The 17,068-nt window shown below is 63.8% G+C and carries 14 protein-coding genes; 7 read left to right on the forward strand and 7 right to left on the reverse strand.

Features of this window, described 5'->3' with window-relative positions; all coding sequences use genetic code 11:
- Positions 1 to 14: 14 nt before the first annotated feature.
- The 6 genes from AC2FM3_RS00200 to AC2FM3_RS00225 all read right to left on the reverse strand — a co-directional run bounded on the left by AC2FM3_RS00200 (position 15) and on the right by AC2FM3_RS00225 (position 6,017).
- Positions 15 to 1,505: a replicative DNA helicase gene (locus AC2FM3_RS00200; RefSeq protein ID WP_496678081.1), complete on the reverse strand. Its 1,491-nt coding sequence runs from the start codon at positions 1,503 to 1,505 to the stop codon at positions 15 to 17.
- A gap of 225 nt (positions 1,506 to 1,730) precedes the next feature.
- A complete protein-coding gene (locus AC2FM3_RS00205) occupies positions 1,731 to 2,411 on the reverse strand; it encodes an orotate phosphoribosyltransferase (RefSeq protein ID WP_496678083.1) in 681 nt (226 codons plus the stop codon).
- Positions 2,412 to 2,557: 146 nt separating this feature from the next.
- Positions 2,558 to 3,739 carry an ammonium transporter gene (locus AC2FM3_RS00210; protein ID WP_496678084.1) on the reverse strand — a complete coding sequence of 394 codons (1,182 nt, stop codon included), beginning with the start codon at positions 3,737 to 3,739 and terminating at the stop codon, positions 2,558 to 2,560.
- 180 nt (positions 3,740 to 3,919) lie between these two features.
- Entirely contained in the window at positions 3,920 to 4,396 is a 477-nt protein-coding gene (locus AC2FM3_RS00215) for a CinA family protein (RefSeq protein ID WP_496678086.1), read from the reverse strand.
- Complete coding sequence (locus AC2FM3_RS00220) at positions 4,393 to 4,890, reverse strand: phosphatidylglycerophosphatase A family protein (RefSeq protein WP_496678089.1); 498 nt, start codon at positions 4,888 to 4,890, stop codon at positions 4,393 to 4,395. Before AC2FM3_RS00220 ends, AC2FM3_RS00215 begins: the two co-directional genes overlap by 4 nt.
- Positions 4,887 to 6,017 carry a bifunctional 2-C-methyl-D-erythritol 4-phosphate cytidylyltransferase/2-C-methyl-D-erythritol 2,4-cyclodiphosphate synthase gene (locus AC2FM3_RS00225; RefSeq protein ID WP_496678091.1) on the reverse strand — a complete coding sequence of 377 codons (1,131 nt, stop codon included), beginning with the start codon at positions 6,015 to 6,017 and terminating at the stop codon, positions 4,887 to 4,889. Before AC2FM3_RS00225 ends, AC2FM3_RS00220 begins: the two co-directional genes overlap by 4 nt.
- Positions 6,018 to 6,202: 185 nt before the next feature.
- Between AC2FM3_RS00225 and dusB the strand changes: the two genes are divergently transcribed.
- The 5 genes from dusB to ntrX all read left to right on the forward strand — a co-directional run bounded on the left by dusB (position 6,203) and on the right by ntrX (position 13,440).
- The gene (dusB, locus tag AC2FM3_RS00230) at positions 6,203 to 7,186 is read left to right on the forward strand and encodes a tRNA dihydrouridine synthase DusB (RefSeq protein ID WP_496678093.1); all 984 of its coding nucleotides are present in this window, start codon (positions 6,203 to 6,205) and stop codon (positions 7,184 to 7,186) included.
- Entirely contained in the window at positions 7,183 to 8,262 is a 1,080-nt protein-coding gene (locus tag AC2FM3_RS00235) for a two-component system sensor histidine kinase NtrB (protein ID WP_496678094.1), read from the forward strand. Before dusB ends, AC2FM3_RS00235 begins: the two co-directional genes overlap by 4 nt.
- Before the next feature lie 16 nt (positions 8,263 to 8,278).
- Positions 8,279 to 9,646: a response regulator gene (locus tag AC2FM3_RS00240; protein WP_496678096.1), complete on the forward strand. Its 1,368-nt coding sequence runs from the start codon at positions 8,279 to 8,281 to the stop codon at positions 9,644 to 9,646.
- A 96-nt stretch (positions 9,647 to 9,742) separates the two neighbouring features.
- Positions 9,743 to 12,034, forward strand: coding sequence for a sensor histidine kinase NtrY-like (locus AC2FM3_RS00245; protein WP_496678098.1), 2,292 nt, complete (start codon positions 9,743 to 9,745; stop codon positions 12,032 to 12,034).
- Positions 12,031 to 13,440, forward strand: coding sequence for a nitrogen assimilation response regulator NtrX (gene ntrX / locus AC2FM3_RS00250; protein WP_496678099.1), 1,410 nt, complete (start codon positions 12,031 to 12,033; stop codon positions 13,438 to 13,440). The genes AC2FM3_RS00245 and ntrX overlap by 4 nt, the downstream gene beginning before the upstream one ends.
- Before the next feature lie 63 nt (positions 13,441 to 13,503).
- Here ntrX and AC2FM3_RS00255 read toward each other — a convergent pair whose 3' ends face one another.
- Positions 13,504 to 13,971 (reverse strand): hypothetical protein, encoded by a 468-nt coding sequence (locus AC2FM3_RS00255; protein ID WP_496678100.1) that lies wholly within the window; start codon positions 13,969 to 13,971, stop codon positions 13,504 to 13,506.
- A gap of 96 nt (positions 13,972 to 14,067) precedes the next feature.
- On the opposite strand from AC2FM3_RS00255, the gene trkA reads away from it, so the two are divergent.
- Both trkA and AC2FM3_RS00265 read left to right on the forward strand, forming a co-directional pair.
- The gene (gene trkA / locus AC2FM3_RS00260; RefSeq protein ID WP_496678102.1) at positions 14,068 to 15,444 is read left to right on the forward strand and encodes a Trk system potassium transporter TrkA; all 1,377 of its coding nucleotides are present in this window, start codon (positions 14,068 to 14,070) and stop codon (positions 15,442 to 15,444) included.
- Complete coding sequence (locus AC2FM3_RS00265) at positions 15,444 to 16,982, forward strand: TrkH family potassium uptake protein (protein ID WP_496678103.1); 1,539 nt, start codon at positions 15,444 to 15,446, stop codon at positions 16,980 to 16,982. Before trkA ends, AC2FM3_RS00265 begins: the two co-directional genes overlap by 1 nt.
- The last annotated feature ends 86 nt before the right edge of the window (positions 16,983 to 17,068 follow it).

Below are 17,068 nucleotides of genomic sequence, written 5' to 3' on the forward strand. Positions count from 1 at the left end.
CTTAGGAGAGGGGGTCAGTAACCCTCGATCTGGGCACCCTGCTGCCAGGGTTTGACAAGGTTGCCGAACCGGGTGAACTGCGCCTCGAAGGACAGCTCGACCGTGCCGATGGGGCCGTGGCGCTGTTTGCCGACGATGACCTCGGCCTTGCCGTGCAGGCGCTCCATCGCCTGCTTCCATTCTTCCATCTTTTCCAGCTCGTGATCGCCGGGCTTTTCGCGCTCTTTGTAGTACTCTTCGCGGAACACGAACATCACCACGTCGGCGTCCTGCTCGATCGAGCCGGATTCGCGCAGGTCGGACAACTGCGGGCGCTTGTCGTCACGGTTTTCCACCTGACGCGACAACTGCGACAGGGCGATGACGGGGATGTTCAGTTCCTTGGCGATGGCCTTCATGCCCATCGAGATCTCGGCGATCTCGTTCACGCGATTGTCGGACATGCCGCGGCACAGCTGCAGATAGTCGATCACCAGCAGGTCCAGCCCATGCGTCCGCTTGAGCCGACGCGCGCGCGCCGCCAGCTGGCTGATCGGCAGAGCCGGCGTGTCGTCGATGAACAGCGGGCAGGCCTCCAGCGCCTTGGCGGCGTCGACGAAACGACGGAACTCATCCTCGGTCATGTCGCCCTGGCGGATCTTGTGGCTGGAAATCTCGGACGCTTCGGCCAGAATCCGCCCCGCCAGCTGCTCGGCGCTCATTTCCAGCGAGAAGAAGCCGACGACGCCGCCATCGACCGCCCCTTCGGTGCCATCGGCACGGATTCCGCGCTTGTAGGCCTTGGCCACGTTGAAGGCGATGTTGGTCGCCAGCGAGGTTTTTCCCATCGACGGCCGCCCCGCAAGGATGATCAGGTCGGACGGATGCAACCCGCCCAGCTGCTTGTCCAGATCGATCAGCCCGGTCGAGATCCCGGCCATGCCGCCGCCGCGCTGATAGGCTTCGTTGGTGACGTTCACCGCCTCCGTCACGGCCTTGAGGAAGGACTTGAATCCCTGTTCGGTCTGGCCCTGTTCGGACAGCTGGTACAGCTTCTGCTCGGCTTCGACGATCTGTTCCTTGGGTTCGCTGGCCACATCGACCCGCGCCGCCTTGTCCGAGATGTCGCGACCCAGCCGGATCAGCTCGCGCCGGATCGCCAGGTCATAGATCATCTGGGCATAGTCATGCACGGCAAAGGCGCTGATCGAGGCGCCGGCCAGCTTGACCAGATAGGCCGGACCGCCCAGTTCCTTAAGGCCTTCGTCCTCGGCCAAAAAGGATTTCAGCGTCACCGGCGAGGCCAGTGCGTTCTTGGCGATGCGCGCGGCGGCGACTTCATAAATACGGGCATGGACCGGGTCATAGAAATGCTCGGGCCCGATGATCGAGGCGACCCTGTCATACAGGTCGTTGTTGGTCAGGATCGCGCCAAGAAGCTGCTGTTCGGCTTCGATGGAATGCGGCATGGTCTCGGCGTTCTGAATCTGCGCCGCTGCCTGCTCGATACTGCTGATTTCGTTCATTTCGTCCCCGCTGCCTGTCCCGAGGTTCTACACGCAGACCCGCTGTTCAAGCTATCTGGAAATACCTGTGGCTAACTGCGGGTAAAGCCATGGGATAACTTTCCAGACCGTTTGGATGTTTTCTTGATTGTCGCCTATTATGTAGGAAACGGTGAAAAAGTCACCAGATATCGCGGTGACTGGGCTGATTCCCTCACAGTTATCCCCATCTCATCCACATCTGACCTAAGACTGTTTGTTGGCCTCCTGCCAGCCGCGCGGGTCGTTCAGGAAGGCTTCGACCCCGTCAAGTGTTTCGGCATCAAAGGCTTGCTGCGCCTTGGCCTCGGCCAGAACGTCCCACCAGGTGCACAGGTGGTGCAACTGCACGCCGTGATCGCCCAGCGTCTTTTCGGTTTCGGGAAAGATGCCATAATAGAAGATCACCGCCGTATGTGCGCAGGTGGCGCCGGTTTCGCGGATCGCGTCCACGAAGGACAGTTTCGAGCCGCCATCCGTGGTCAGGTCCTCGACCAGCAGCACGCGCTGGCCTTCGGTCATGGCCCCTTCGATCCGGGCGTTGCGGCCATAGCCCTTGGGCTTCTTGCGCACATAGGTCATCGGCAGAGCCATGCGTTCGGCCACCATCGCGGCGAAGGGGATGCCCGCGGTTTCACCGCCGGCGATGTTGTCGAAGGCTTCGAACCCGGCATTCCGCATGACTGTGACCGTCAGGAAATCCATCAGGGTCGACCGGATGCGCGGGTACGAGATCAGCTTGCGGCAATCGATATAGGTGGGGCTGGGCAGGCCACTGGCCAGCGTGAACGGCTCACGCGCGTTGAAATGCACCGCCTTGATCTCCAGCAGCATCCGCGCGGTCAGGCGGGCGATTTCCGTGCTGTCGGGAAAGGAACTGGGGATCATGGCGGGACCTCGGTGCTGAAATGACGTTGCGGGCTGATAGCCTGCCGACCGGCCCGATGTCGAGAGGGGTTGGGGCAAAAGAAAAGCGGACCTCGCAAGAGGTCCGCTTGATGCCCGGATGGGCAGTTGAGGCAGCCAAGGTGGGCTTAGCTGCTCATGTCATAGGCCCGTTCGCCGTGGACCGACAGGTCGAGCCCGTTCGTCTCGGTCTCGGCGTCTACGCGAAGCGGGGTGACAAGCGCAACCACCTTGATCAGCACAAATGTGACAACTGACGTAAAGGCACCCACGATCACCAGCCCGCCCAGCTGTGCTGTCCAAGCGCCCAGGCCGAAGACGGCGATCATGATGGTGCCGAAAATGCCGCCCACGCCATGCACGGCGAACACGTCCAGCGTATCGTCGATGTTCAGCACGTTGCGGACCACGTTCACCGCCTCTTGGCACAGGATGCCGGCGACCGCGCCGATGATCAGCGCCTGAACCGGATCGACATAACCCGAGGCCGGAGTGATCGAGGCCAGACCCGCGATGGTCCCGGTGACCAGACCGACCAGCGAGGCCTTGCCATACTTGATCCGCTCCCACAGCGCCCAGCTGAGCGATGCGGTGGCGGCCGAGATATGGGTGACCGTCAGCGCCATGGCCGCGCCGCCATCCGCGGCCAGTTGCGAGCCGCCGTTGAAGCCGAACCAGCCGACCCACAGCATCGCGGCCCCGATCATGACGAATCCGGGGTTGTGCGGCGGGGTTGTGCGGTTCTTACGCGGCCCCAGGACCCAAGCGATGATCAGAGCGGCCAGACCGGCGGTTTCGTGCACCACGATTCCACCGGCGAAATCGCGTACGCCGATTTCACCTAGAATGCCGCCATCGGTCAGGATTCCTCCGCCCCAGATCCAATGAACCACCGGCGCATAGCACAGCAGCATCCACAGGCCCGAGAAGACTAGCACGAAGCCAAAGCCCACGCGCTCCACATAGGCGCCGACGATCAGGGCCGGGGTTATGATGGCAAAGGTCATCTGGAAGGCAAAGAACAGCACCTCGGGCAGGGTGCCCGACAGGCTGTCGGCATCGACGCCGTTCAAAAACGCCTTGCCCAGCCCGCCCCACAGGCCCGAACCGCCGTCGCCGAAGGCGATCGAGTAACCCGCGACCAGCCACAGGATGCTCATCAGGCAGGCGATCGCGAAGCAGTGCATGAAAACGCTCAGCACGTTGCGGGCGCGCACCAGCCCGCCATAGAACAGGGCCAGGCCCGGCAAGGTCATGAACAGGACCAGCGCCGTCGCGACGATGATCCAGGCGGTATCGGCTCCGTTCATTGGGCCGTTCTCCTCTTTCCTGAAGCTGCGCCAAGGGGCGCGGTGTGAGTGACGTGCCGTGGGTTCAACCGAACGGACGCCGAGGAAAAAAGAGGCAGGGTGCAAAAAAGATGCCTGTTTTGGCGCCCTTTTTCCAAGTGGTGACAAAGAGTGCGCCTTTTTTGGACAAGTGTCGAAAAATTAGGCGAGTTCGGAAAGCCCGTTTTCCAGCAGTTTCAGCGCATGATCCCGCGCCGCGCGTCGGACATTGGCGCGGCCTGCGGCGCCGAACTCTACGGTTTCGGTCAGGGTAGGGCGGCCTGTGAGGGCAAGGCCGAAACAGACCCGGCCTTCGGGCTTGAACTCGGACCCGCCGGGTCCCGCGATGCCGGTGATCGAGACCGCAAGCTGCGCCTGAGAATGCGCCAGCGCACCCTCTGCCATTTCGCGGGCGACGTCTTCAGAGACGGCACCATGGGCCGCCAAGGTCTCGGCGCGCACGCCCAGCATGTCCTGTTTGGCGGCGTTGGTATAGGTGACGAAGCCTCGGTCAACCACGGCCGAACTTCCGGGAATGTCGGTCAGCGCGGCGGCGACCATACCGCCCGTGCAGCTTTCGGCGGTGGCGATCATGACGTTCAGCGCCTTGGCGCGGTCGAGCAGTTCGGCGACGGTCATAGGCCCAGTACTCCGTGTGCGATCCCGGCCAGGATCAGAACGCCCACGGCCGCGAACGCGCCCGCGATCACGTCGTCCAGCATCACGCCCAAGGGGTCGCCGCGCCGGTCGGCCCAGCCGATGGGGCCGGGTTTGGTGATGTCGAACAGGCGGAACAGTAAAAACGCGGCGATCCAGCCCGGCCACAGGGCGGTGACCGCGATGTCATGCGCCCAGGCTGGATAGGACACGGCCCAGATGGCGATGAATTGGCCCGCGACCTCGTCGGCGACGATCTCCGAGGGGTCGTGATCGTCCTGCCCGGCGGTCATGACGCCGGTGGCCCAGGTGCCGGCCAGAAAGACGGCGACGGTTGCGACGGCCAGTAACGGGAAGCCACCCAGCAGGTGCAGCGCCAAGGCCAAAGGCAGTGCGGCCAGCGAGCCCCAGGTGCCGGGGGCAGGGCGCAGATATCCGACCCCGCCGACGGTTCCGATCAGGCGCGCCAAGGTCATGGTTTCACCAGACAGGCGGTTGCGATAGCAGCGATGCCTTCCTTGCGGCCGGTAAAGCCCAGCCGCTCGGACGTGGTGGCCTTGATCGACACGCGATCGGACTCCAACCCCATGATTTCGCTCATTTTCTGCCGCATCGCCGCAGCGTGCGGGCCGATCTTGGGGTATTCGCAGACCAGCGTGCAGTCGATGTTCGAGATACGAAAGCCCATGCGCGTGGCCAGATCCACCGCATGGCGCAGAAAGATCTCGCTGGCGGCGCCTTTCCACTGCGGGTCGGACGGGGGGAAGTGCTGGCCGATATCGCCCTGCGCCAGCGCGCCATAGATCGCGTCGGTGACGGCGTGCATGCCAACATCCGCGTCGGAATGGCCCTGCAGCCCCCGATCATGCGGGACCTCGACGCCGCACAGGATAACGTGATCGCCCGGCCCGAACCGGTGCACGTCATATCCGTTGCCCAGCCTTACATCCATGTCTGACCTCAATATCCGTTCAACCCGGGCAAAATCCTCGGGCCGTGTGATTTTCAGATTGTCCGCGTCGCCCGGCACGATGGCCACGTTGATCCCGGCGGCCCGGGCAACCTCGACATCATCAGCGGCCCCGCCGGAGTGCGCCGCATGCGCGGCCACGATTGCGTCATAGCGGAACCCCTGCGGTGTCTGCGCGGCAAACAGGCCCGCGCGATCTCGGGTACCCGTTACTTGGTCGTCGGCCCCGGTCCACAGCGCATCGGTCACCGGCAGCCCAGGTGCCGCGGCGGCGTGGGTGTCGAGGGCCGCCAGCACGTCAACAATGACCCGCGCGCTGACACAGGGTCGGGCCACGTCATGGATGAGAACCTTGCTGACGCTGCGATCAGCCAGTGCTTGCAAGCCGTTGCGCACGGATTCGGCCCGGTCGGCGCCGCCGGGCGCAAGGATCAGGCCGCTGTCGGCGAATTCCGTCCAGGCCGCGGGGTCGTCGGGAGACAGGACCAGCACGACCAGCGGCACCTGCGCCTTGATCCGTTCGATCGTCCAGTCGGCCACACGCCGCCCGGCCAAAGGGCGCCACTGTTTGGGCTGGCCCCCTCCGGCGCGCAGGCCGCGCCCGGCGGCGACGATGATGGCGGCGGTTGTCATGTTTGAATTTCCGACCTTCGTTTGGCTTCCGTGTTTAGGCGGCGGTGAAAGCAGAGGCAATCACTCGCGGTAATCTGATTAATAATTGGGCACATGATGATTTTGCGGGCTTGCGGGCCGTGGTTTTGTTGTTCATACGGGCCGGATTCGATATGAAAACCGCAAATGCTTAAGGATCAGGCACGTTGACGCTGCGCATTGCCGAGAAAATTGTGACCCCGCCGGTTCTGCTGGCGCCGATGGCCGGAATCACCGACCGGCCCTTTCGCGACCTCGTCATGCGGTTCGGCGCCGGGATGGTGGTCAGCGAGATGGTCGCCAGCCAGGAGATGGTGCAGGCCAAGCCGGGCGTGCGCGAACGGGCCGAGCTGTCGGCTGATGTGGAAAACACTGCCGTACAGCTGGCCGGGCGCGACGCCTATTGGATGGCCGAGGCCGCGCGGCAGGTCGCCGATCGGGGCGCGCGGGTGATCGACATCAACATGGGCTGCCCGGCAAAGAAGGTGACGAACGGCTATTCCGGCTCGGCCCTGCTGAAGACGCCCGACCACGCCCTGACCCTTATCGAGGCGGTCGTGGGCGCGGTGGACGTTCCGGTGACTCTCAAGACTCGGCTGGGGTGGGACGACACGCTGCTGAACGCGCCGGACGTGGCGCGGCGGGCGCAGGAGGCCGGCGTTCAGATGGTGACGATCCACGGGCGCACGCGCTGTCAGTTCTACAAGGGCGAGGCGGATTGGGCCGCGATCCGCGCGGTCAAAGAGTCTGTCAGCATTCCGGTTGTGGCCAATGGCGACATCACCAGCCCCGGACGTGCGCAGACAGCGCTGGAGCGGTCGGGTGCGGATGGCGTCATGGTCGGCCGTGGAGCGCAGGGCAAACCGTGGCTGCTTGCGCAGATCGCGCACGAGCTGTGGGGGACACCGGCGCCAGAGGTTCCCGAAGGTGACGATCTGGCCGACATGGTGCGGGCGCATTACGAGGCGATGCTGGGGTTCTATGGCGCCGATCTGGGGCTGCGCGTCGCGCGCAAGCATCTGGGCTGGTACATGGACGAGGCCAGAACGCCGGCGTCGCTGCGCCGCGCGGTCCTGACCTCGCGCGATCCTGCCGAGGTTCTGCGGCTGATCGGCGACGCGTTGACGGAAAACGCCGAGGTGGCAGCATGATTTCGGATCAGGTCATCTGGGCTTCTCTGCCGGTTCCGGCCTTCATCATCGACCCCGAGGATCGCATCGCCGATATCAATTCCTCGGGTGAGGGGTTTCTGAACGCCTCACGCAAATCGGTGGTCGGGCATCCAGTCTGGGACCAGATCGCCGTGGACGCGCCGTTGGAAGAGGCTTTCACGCGCGCTCGCCAGCAGGGCACGCCGCTGTTCGTGAATGATGTGGATGTGGGTTCGGGCAATCGCGCGCCGCTGCAATGCGCGTTGCAGATCGCGCCGTTGCTGGGGCATCCGGGGTCCATGATCATGATCGTCTCGCCGCGCGAACTGGCCAGCCGCATGACCCGCGGCAACACGGTCAAATCGGCGGCACAGTCGGCGATCGGCATGGCCGAGATGCTGGCCCACGAAATCAAGAACCCGCTGGCCGGGATCACCGGTGCTGCGCAGTTGTTGAGCATGAATATCGGCCCACAAGACCTTGAACTTACAGATCTTATCGTGGCCGAAAGCCGCCGGATCGTGAAGCTGCTCGAACAGGTTGAGCAGTTCGGAAACCTATCGCGCCCCGACTTCAAGCCGGTCAACATCCACGATGTTCTGGACCGCGCGCGCCGCTCGGCGCTGCTGGGCTTTGGAGCCGACATGACCATCATCGAGGATTACGACCCCTCGTTGCCACTGGCTTATGGTGACCCGGATCAGTTGCTGCAGGTGGTTCTGAACCTGCTCAAGAACGCGTCCGAGGCGGCCGGTCCCGAGGGCGGGACGATCCGCCTGCATACTTATTTCGAACATTCCTTCCGTCTGCGGCGCAGTGATGGGTCGGGCCACTCGCTGCCGCTGCAGATCGAGATCATCGATAATGGCCCGGGCCTGCCCGAGGACATCCGCAGCGACATTTTCGACCCGTTCGTATCCGGCAAGGAAAACGGGACCGGGCTGGGTTTGGCGCTGGTCAGCAAGATCGTGTCCGACCACGACGGTTGGATCACGGCCGAGTCGGTGCCGGGGCGGACGGTCTTCCGGCTGTCGCTGCGCCGCGCGCCGCGCGAGGCAGGGCAGGACAAAGAATAATCAAGGAGAACACCAGATGGATGGCACGGTACTGGTTGCAGATGATGACAGAACGATCCGGACGGTTCTGACCCAGGCCCTGACGCGGGCGGGCTGCAAGGTGCATGCGACCTCGTCCCTGACAACGCTGATGCGTTGGGTCGGCGAGGGCAAGGGCGACGTGGTGATCTCGGATGTGGTCATGCCTGATGGCAACGGGCTGGAAATGCTGCCCAAGATCGCGCAGGACCGGCCGGGCCTGCCGGTGATCGTGATCTCGGCTCAGAACACGATCATGACGGCGATCCAGGCGGCCGAGGCGGATGCCTATGACTATCTGCCCAAGCCGTTCGACCTGCCGGACCTGATGAAGCGCACCGCCCGCGCGCTCGAGCGCAAGCAGCGCGCACGGTCCGAGCCGGATACGCCGAGCGAAGAGCGCCCCGACGATTTGCCGCTGGTCGGTCGTACCCCGGCGATGCAGGCACTGTACCGTCTGGTCGCGCGGGTGATGAATACGGATCTGTCGGTGCTGATCTCGGGCGAGAGCGGCACCGGCAAATCGTTGATCGCGCGGGCTATTCACGATTTCTCGGACCGGCGCACGCTGCCCTTTGTAACGGCTGCCGCCGCGGATCTGAGCGACCTTGAAGGCCCCGCGCGCGTCATGGCGCGGGTACGCGGCGGGACCCTTCTGTTCGACGAGATCGGCGATCTGGACGACGAGATCCAAGCCCGTATCGTGCGGATGATGGATACGCCCGGCGATCACGTTCCGCGTTTCATGGCCACCAGCCAGACCGACCTGACTGAGGCGATGGAACGCGGCCAGATCCGGCAGGACTTGTATTACCGCCTGTGCGGGGCCACGATCCAAGTGCCCGCCCTGCGCGAGCGCGTCGACGACATCCCGCTGCTGGCAGAGCATTTTCTGGCTCGGGACGAGCGAGACACTGGTGTGAAACGCTGGCTTGGGCCCGAGGCGCTTGAACTGGTGCGCCGCTATTCCTGGCCGGGCAACGTGCGACAGCTGGAAAACGCCATCCGACGGCTGAGCCTGACCAGCCGGTCTGACGAGATCACCAAGGCCGAGGTTGAGGCGGTTCTGGGCAGCCAGCCCGAGGCCGAGCCTCTGTTGGGCGGGGGAGAGCGCGAAAAGCTGTCGTCGTCGGTCGCGCGCCATCTGCGGCGGTATTTCGACCTGCACGGGAACATGCTTCCGCCGCCGGGCCTGTACCAGCGCATCCTGCGCGAGGTCGAGGCGCCGCTGATCGAAATCGCGCTGGAGGCAACGGGCGGAAACCAGGCGAAATGCGCCGATCTTTTGGGGATCAACCGGAATACGCTGCGCAAAAAAATCACCGATCTCGATATTCAGGTGACACGTCGCCGTAAACTGATGTAATATCGCCACACAAACCGTGGCATCCGGGCATGCGCCCGGCAAGGACCACGACATATGGCGGTAAGTCGCGCAAGCGGCACATCAGGATGAGGGCAGATGGTGGCAACCCGGGCACAGAACCGGCCGATGATTGTCCTAGATCGGTGGCGGAAGTCCCGAAAGTTGCGCAATTTCGGCACGTTGGGCTTGGTGGTTCTGGGGCCGGCCCTGGCCTTGGCGACCTATCTGGTGATCGGGCCGTTCGACCTGGGCGCGACCGCTCCGTCGCTGCGGCTGATCCTTCTGGCAGATCTGGTGTACGTTCTTGTCGTGGCGGCCCTGGTGCTCAGCCAGTTGGGCCGCTTGGTCGCCGCTCGGCGTGCGAAATCGGCGGGGTCCCGCCTGCACCTGCGGCTGATCGGCGCCTTCACGCTGCTTGCGCTCGTGCCTACGGTGATCGTGGCGATCTTTGCCGGCTTGACGGTGAATATCGGGCTCGAGGGCTGGTTCTCGGACCGGGTGCGGCAGGTGGTGGGCTCGTCGCTGGCGGCGGCCGAAGCCTATGAGCAGGAGCACCGACAGGGCCTGACGCAGGATGCGCTTGTGCTGGCCCGGTTTCTGGACAATGCGCGGTCGCTGGATTTCTTCATCTCGGATGGCGAACTGCGCGAGGTATTGGCGCAGGGGCAGGCCCAGATCCAACGCGGCCTACGCGAAGCTTATGTCATCGACGGCAGCGGCGAGATCCGAGCTCGGGGCGACCGGTCCTATCTGTTCAATTATGAACGACCGACTCCGCAGCAGTTCGACCAGGCGCGCGCGCAGGGCCATCTGGTCATCGCCGACTGGCCCAACAACGAGTTCCGCGCGCTGGTCCCGTTGGAGGCCTTCCCCGACCGGTACCTGTATGTTAGCCGCGCGGTGGACGGACGGTTGTTGACGCTGCTGGACGACACCAAGGAAACCGCCCAGTTCTACCAACAGCTCGAACGCGAGCGGGGCCGGGTTCTGTTCGAGTTTGGCTTGCTGTATCTGGGCTTTGCGCTGATCCTGATCCTGGCGGCGGTGTCGCTGGGCATGTGGTTTGCCGAACGTCTGTCGCGGCCTGTCGGGCGGCTGACCACCGCCGCGCAACGGGTCGGGGCCGGTGATCTGGACGTGCAGGTCATCGAAGAGTCCAGCGATGACGAGATTTCCATGCTGGGCCGCTATTTCAACCAAATGACCCGGCAGTTGAAGGCGCAGCGTGACACGTTGCTGGAAAACACCCGCCAGATCGAAAGCCGACGGCGGTTGTTCGATTCGGTACTCAGCTCGGTCACGTCGGGTGTCGTCGGAGTCGATTCCGACGGGCGGGTTACATTCGTGAACCGGTCGGCCGAGCGGCTGCTGGACTGGTCCGGCAGCGACCAGCATCCGCCGATCGGCATTGCCGTGCCTGAATTTCTGCCATTGTTCGAGAAATTGAAGGAAGGCGCGCAGGAGGCCGTTCAGGGCGAGGTCAAAGTGATCCGCAAGGGGCGGTTGGAGAACCTGTTGGTGCGCATGGCCACGCGCCGGGGCGAGGATGGCCGCCTTGAAGGGTATGTGGTTGCGTTCGACGACGTGACTGACCTGGTCAGCGCTCAGCGGATGGCGGCCTGGGGCGACGTGGCCCGTCGGATCGCGCATGAGATCAAGAACCCGCTGACCCCAATTCAGCTGAGTGCCGAGCGCATCAAACGCAAGTTTGCCCGCAAGCTGGAGCCCGAGGACAGCGCCACGCTGGAATCCATGACCGACGTGATCGTGCGTCAGACCAACGACCTGCGCCGGATCGTGGACGAGTTCTCGAAATTCGCGCGGATGCCCGAACCGGACCGGCGCCAGGAGGATGTCGTCAACCTGGTCAGCGAGGCGGTCTTGCTGCAACAGGCCGGGCAGCCGGATGTCGAGATCACGGCCGATCTGCCGGATCAGCCGGTGCTGGCCGACGTCGATGCGACCATGCTGAGCCAGGCCTTGACGAATTTGATCAAGAATGCCGGCGAAGCGATTGAAACACTTAAAGAAAAAGGGGCCCCCGAGAACTTGGTGCCGCAGATCCGAGTCGTGGTGCTAACGGTTGATGACGGGGTTCAGATCACCATCGCGGACAACGGGATCGGTCTGCCCGAGGATCGGGCCAAGCTTTTCGAACCCTATGTGACCACCCGCGACGAGGGGACGGGTCTGGGCCTGCCCATCGTCAAAAAGATCATTGAAGAACACGGCGGTTCGCTGACCCTCGAGGATGCCCCCGTGTTCGCCGGACAGGACCATTTTGGCGCGATGGCCGTGATCCGCTTGCCGTTGACCGACGCGGTCCCAGGCGCAGCGCCGCAGAAACAGGCAATAATAACCAACTCACTGAAAGCAGGCCAAAGATGAGCGACATTCTGATCGTAGATGACGAACGCGATATTCGCGAACTTGTGTCCGACATTCTGGAGGACGAAGGATACACCACCCGGCTGGCCGCAAACTCGGACGAATGCATGAACGCAATCAACGCCGAGCCGCCGGGGTTGTTGATCCTGGATATCTGGCTCAAGGACAGCCGGATGGACGGCATCGACATCCTGAAGGCGGTCAGGCGCGACAATCCCGACATTCCGGTGGTTATCATCTCGGGGCACGGCAACATCGAAATCGCCGTCGCCGCGATCAAGCAGGGCGCTTATGACTTCATCGAAAAGCCCTTCAACATCGACCAGTTGATGGTGGTTATCCGCCGTGCCATGGAGACCTCGCGCCTGCGCCGCGAGAACGCCTCGCTCAAGCGCAATGAGGTCAGCAGTTCCGAGATGATCGGCAGTTCGGCCGCGTTCCGCGCCATGGTGGCCCAGTTGGACAAGGTGACCAAGTCGAACGGTCGGGTGATGCTGCGCGGCCCGGCCGGGTCGGGCAAGGAGATCGCCGCGCGCTACATCCACGCTCATTCCAATCGCGCCAACGCCCCCTTCGTGACCGTGAATTGTGCCGGGATCGAACCCGAGCGCGTGGAAGAGGTTCTGTTCGGCCGCGAGTCGCCGGAACGCGGCATCGAATCCGGTCTTCTCGAACAGGCGCATGGCGGTGTGATCTATTTCGACGAAGTCGCCGACATGCCTTTGGGCACGCAGTCCAAGATTCTGCGGGTGCTGGTGGATCAGCAGTTCCAGCGCGTCGGCGGCAGCGACAAGGTGCGGGTCGATCTTCGGGTGATCTCGTCGACCAACCGCGACCTCGAGGCCGAGATCGCGGCCGAGCGGTTCCGCGAAGAGCTGTACCACCGTCTGAACGTGGTTCCGATCGCGGTGCCGTCGCTGGAAGATCGGCGCGAGGATATCCCGGTTCTGGCCCGTCATTTCATCCAGATCTGCAACGAGACCCAGGGCCTGCCCGTTCGCGAGTTGTCGGACGAGGCGGTGGCGCTGCTGCAGACCATGAGCTGGCCCGGAAACGTGCGACAGCTGAAAAACCTGGTCGAGCGAGTGTTGATCCTAGGTGATGGCAGCGGTCCCATCGAGGCGCGCGAACTGCCCAGCGACGAAGACAAGAGCGAAGAGCCGGGCCGCGTGGTGCTGTCGGGCGCGCTGGCAACCTTGCCCCTGCGCGAGGCGCGCGAGGCCTTCGAACGTGAATACCTGCTGACCCAGATCAACCGGTTCGGGGGCAATATCAGCCGCACGGCCAGCTTTGTGGGGATGGAGCGCAGCGCGCTGCACCGCAAGCTGAAGTCGCTGGGTGTGGTCACCTCAAGCAAATCCGGCGCCCGGGTGGCACGGGTGGATGAACCCGAACCGGCCGAGTGACGGGCGGCTTGCCTGCGGGGGTGAATGCCCCTGCGGCGCATGCGCGAACCGGGGTCGTCCCTGTCAGGGCGTGATGATCTGGAAGGATCCGTCGTCGAATTTGACATAGCAGGCGCTGCCGGTCAGCGGTGGCAGGGTGGTAGTCCGCTGGGGTGCAACTCCGCGTTTCTGGCTCTGCTTGCAGGGCGGCAGGCTGACCGGCCGGTATCCGTTGCGCGCCATGCATTGCGCCTCGACCGTGTCGCGTAGGCCCTTGTTTGCATCCACGGTGTAGACCCGCCCCGGCTCCCACCAGCCGGCCGAGCGATAGCAACGTCCGCGGCCATCACAATAGGTCTGGCCCGGCCAGTAGACCGGCGGAGATTGACGCACCTGGTTGGCCACGGGCACCTTGTTCAGCGCCGCGACCTGGCATTCGGTGGTATCGGCCTGCATACGCGTCACGCTCGCGCCTTCGCGATAATACATCGACAGGGGACCGCAGGCGGCCACGGCAAGCAGGATCAGACAGCTGAGCAAGACGGTCTTCATGCCTGGATCTTGCATCACGGATAAGGTCATGACAATTCAATTGACCGTATTCGGGGCATCTGTCATTCAAAACGCTCAGGCAGAAGGGCCAAGGGAATGAAGGTCATCATTTGCGGCGCCGGCCAGGTCGGCTGGCAGATCGCGCGGCACCTGTCGGGCGAATTGAACGACGTAACCGTCGTGGACAACAACCCGGATTTGGTGCGCCGGGCGATCGAGACGCTGGACGTGCAGGGTGTCTCGGGCTTCGCCAGCTATCCCGACATACTCGAGCAGGCCGGGGCGCGGGACGCCGACATGATCATCGCCGCCACCCATTCGGACGAGGTGAACATGGTCACCTGCCAGATGGCGCATTCGGTGTTCTCGATCCAGCGCAAGATTGCTCGGCTGCGTGCGAAATCCTATCTCGAAGCGATTCACCGCGATCTGTACCGGCGCGACCATCTGCCCATCGACGTGGTGATCAGCCCCGAGCGCGAAGTGGCCGCCGCGGCCATGCGGCGCCTGTCGGCGCCGGCAGCCTTCGACACCGAGCTGTTCATGGACGGCATGGCGCAACTGCTGGGCATCCGGCTGGATGAAGACTGCCCCATCGTGAACACCCCTTTGCGTCAGTTGACCGATCTGTTCTCGACTCTCAGCGCGATTGTGGTGGGGGTGCGGCGCGACGGCACGCTGTTTGCGCCGGAATCCGAAGATCAGCTGTTCGTGGGCGACGAATGCTACGTCTTTACCCACGTCAAGGACGTCGACCGCACGATGGAGGTCTTCGGCAAAACGCAGAAAAAGCAGGACCGCGTGGTCATCGTCGGTGGCGGCAATGTCGGGCTCGAGGTTGCGCGCACGCTGGAAGAGCGCGAGGGTCGGATCCGGGCCAAGGTGATCGAGCGCGATCGGCGCTGCGCCGAGAAGGCCGCCGAGGCGTTGGAGCGCACGATCGTTCTGAATGGCGACGGTCTGGATGCCGCGTTGCTGCGCGAGGCCGGGATCGAGCGGGCCGACGCCATGCTGGCCGTCACCGATGACGACCGGACCAACATGTTGTCGGCGGTGCGAGCCAAGGCCGAGGGTTGTCCGCTGGCGATTGCGCTGATCAACGATCCCAGCATGGCGGCCTTGACCGGCCCGTTGGGGATCGACGCCTATATCAACCCGCGCGCAACCACGGTCAGTTCGATCCTGCGCCACATCCGGCATGGCCGCGTGCGGCAGGTCTATTCGATCGGCGACGCCGAGGCCGAGGTGATTGAGGCCGAGGTCCTGTCGACCTCGCCGCTTGCCGGGCAGAAACTGCGCGACATCGCTTTCCCCGAAGGTGTGCTGGTCGGCGCATTGCGCCGCGGCGACGAGGTGCTGCGGCCGTCCGGCGCTCTGCGGATCGAGGAAAAGGATGTGCTTGCGATTTTTGCCATGGCCAGTGACGTACCCGAGGTCGAACGCCTGTTGCAGGTGTCGATCGATTTCTTCTGATGGCCGTCGCGCGCACCGGACGGATCGGCGTTTTTCAACGCTTGCCCCTGTTCCTGCTGATCTGGGGGGTCGCGTCGCTGGCGATGTGGATTCCGGCGATCTATGCGTTGGCACTGAACGACCATCATACGTCGCAGTCCTTTTTCTATTCCGGCCTGATCGGGGTGTTTCTGGTGTCGATCATCGGATTGGCCCTGTCCAATCGGCGGCCGCGCAGGGGCACGTTGGGCCAACTGGCGGTGCTGTTGGCCACGCTGACCGTGCTGCCGGTCTTTCTGGCGGTGCCGATGCATGACGCGCTGGGGAACACGCGCTTTCTGAATGCCTATTTCGACATGGTCAGTGCCGTGACGACCACCGGAGCCGATCTTTTCAGTGATCCCGGCCGCCTGTCGGCCCCGGTGCATCTGTGGCGTGCGCTGGTCGGCTGGATGGGCGGGCTGCTGATGTGGGTCTCTGCGGCGGCCATCCTTGCACCTCTGTCTCTGGGCGGGTTCGAGATCACCGCACGCGGTGAACCGGGGCGGCCGGTCTCGGGCGTGGCGCAGAGCGAACTGACCGATCCCCGCGGCCGGCTGTTTCGCGTGGCTCGGACCCTGACACCCGTTTATGCGGGGCTGACGGCCGTGATTTGGATCCTGCTGCTGATCGCGGACGAACAGGGTCTGACGGCGATTTGCCATGCGATGTCAATCATGGCGACGTCGGGGATTTCACCCGTTGGTGGCCTGGAAGGATCAACCGCGGGGATCACGGGCGAGGCCATCCTGTTCCTGTTTCTGTTGTTCGCTCTGTCGCGGTTGACCTTTTCGACCGATACGGCGGTTTCCGGTCATAGCCGTCTCGACAAGGACCCCGAGTTCCGCATTGGCCTGCTGATCGTGGTTGCGGTCGCGGCCTTGCTGGTGTTCCGGGCCTTGGCCGGCATGGCCGAGATAGGAGGCCAGGCCACCGGGTTGCAGGTTTTGAACGTGATCTGGGGCATGCTGTTCACGGTGCTGTCCTTCCTGACGACCGCCGGGTTCGAAAGTTCCTATTGGAACGATGCACAGCAGTTGTCGGGCCTGGGGACGCCGGGGCTGGTTCTTATGGGGCTGGCGCTGATCGGTGGCGGCGTGGCCACGACTGCGGGCGGGGTCAAGCTGTTGCGGGTCTATGCGCTGTATCTGAACGGCGCGCGCGAGTTGGACCGCCTGATCCATCCGTCTTCGGTCAGCGGCGCGGGGGCGGGCAATCGCCGCATCCAAAGCCAGGGCGCTTACATCGCGTGGATCTTCCTGATGATCTTTGCCTTGGCGCTGGCGGTCTTCGACGTTCTGCTGGCCGCCGAAGGGGTGGGCTTCGAGCAGGCCATGGTTCTGAGTGTCGCCGCGCTGAGCACGACGGGCCCGCTGATCGAACTGGCAACGGACGTGCCGTTGCGGCTGATCGATCTGTCGGCGGGGGCCAAACTGTCACTGTGTGCCGCGATGGTGATCGGGCGGCTGGAAACGCTGGCGATCATCGCGCTGATCACGCCCAGCCTGTGGCGCGATTGAAGCGCTTCGGGTTACTGCCTGATTTTTCATCTGGAATATCTGTTCGTGTCACTCCATACTCGCGCGGAGGGAGCGCGTTGGTCCGC

This window comes from Ruegeria sp. BHSB172 (assembly GCF_059613165.1).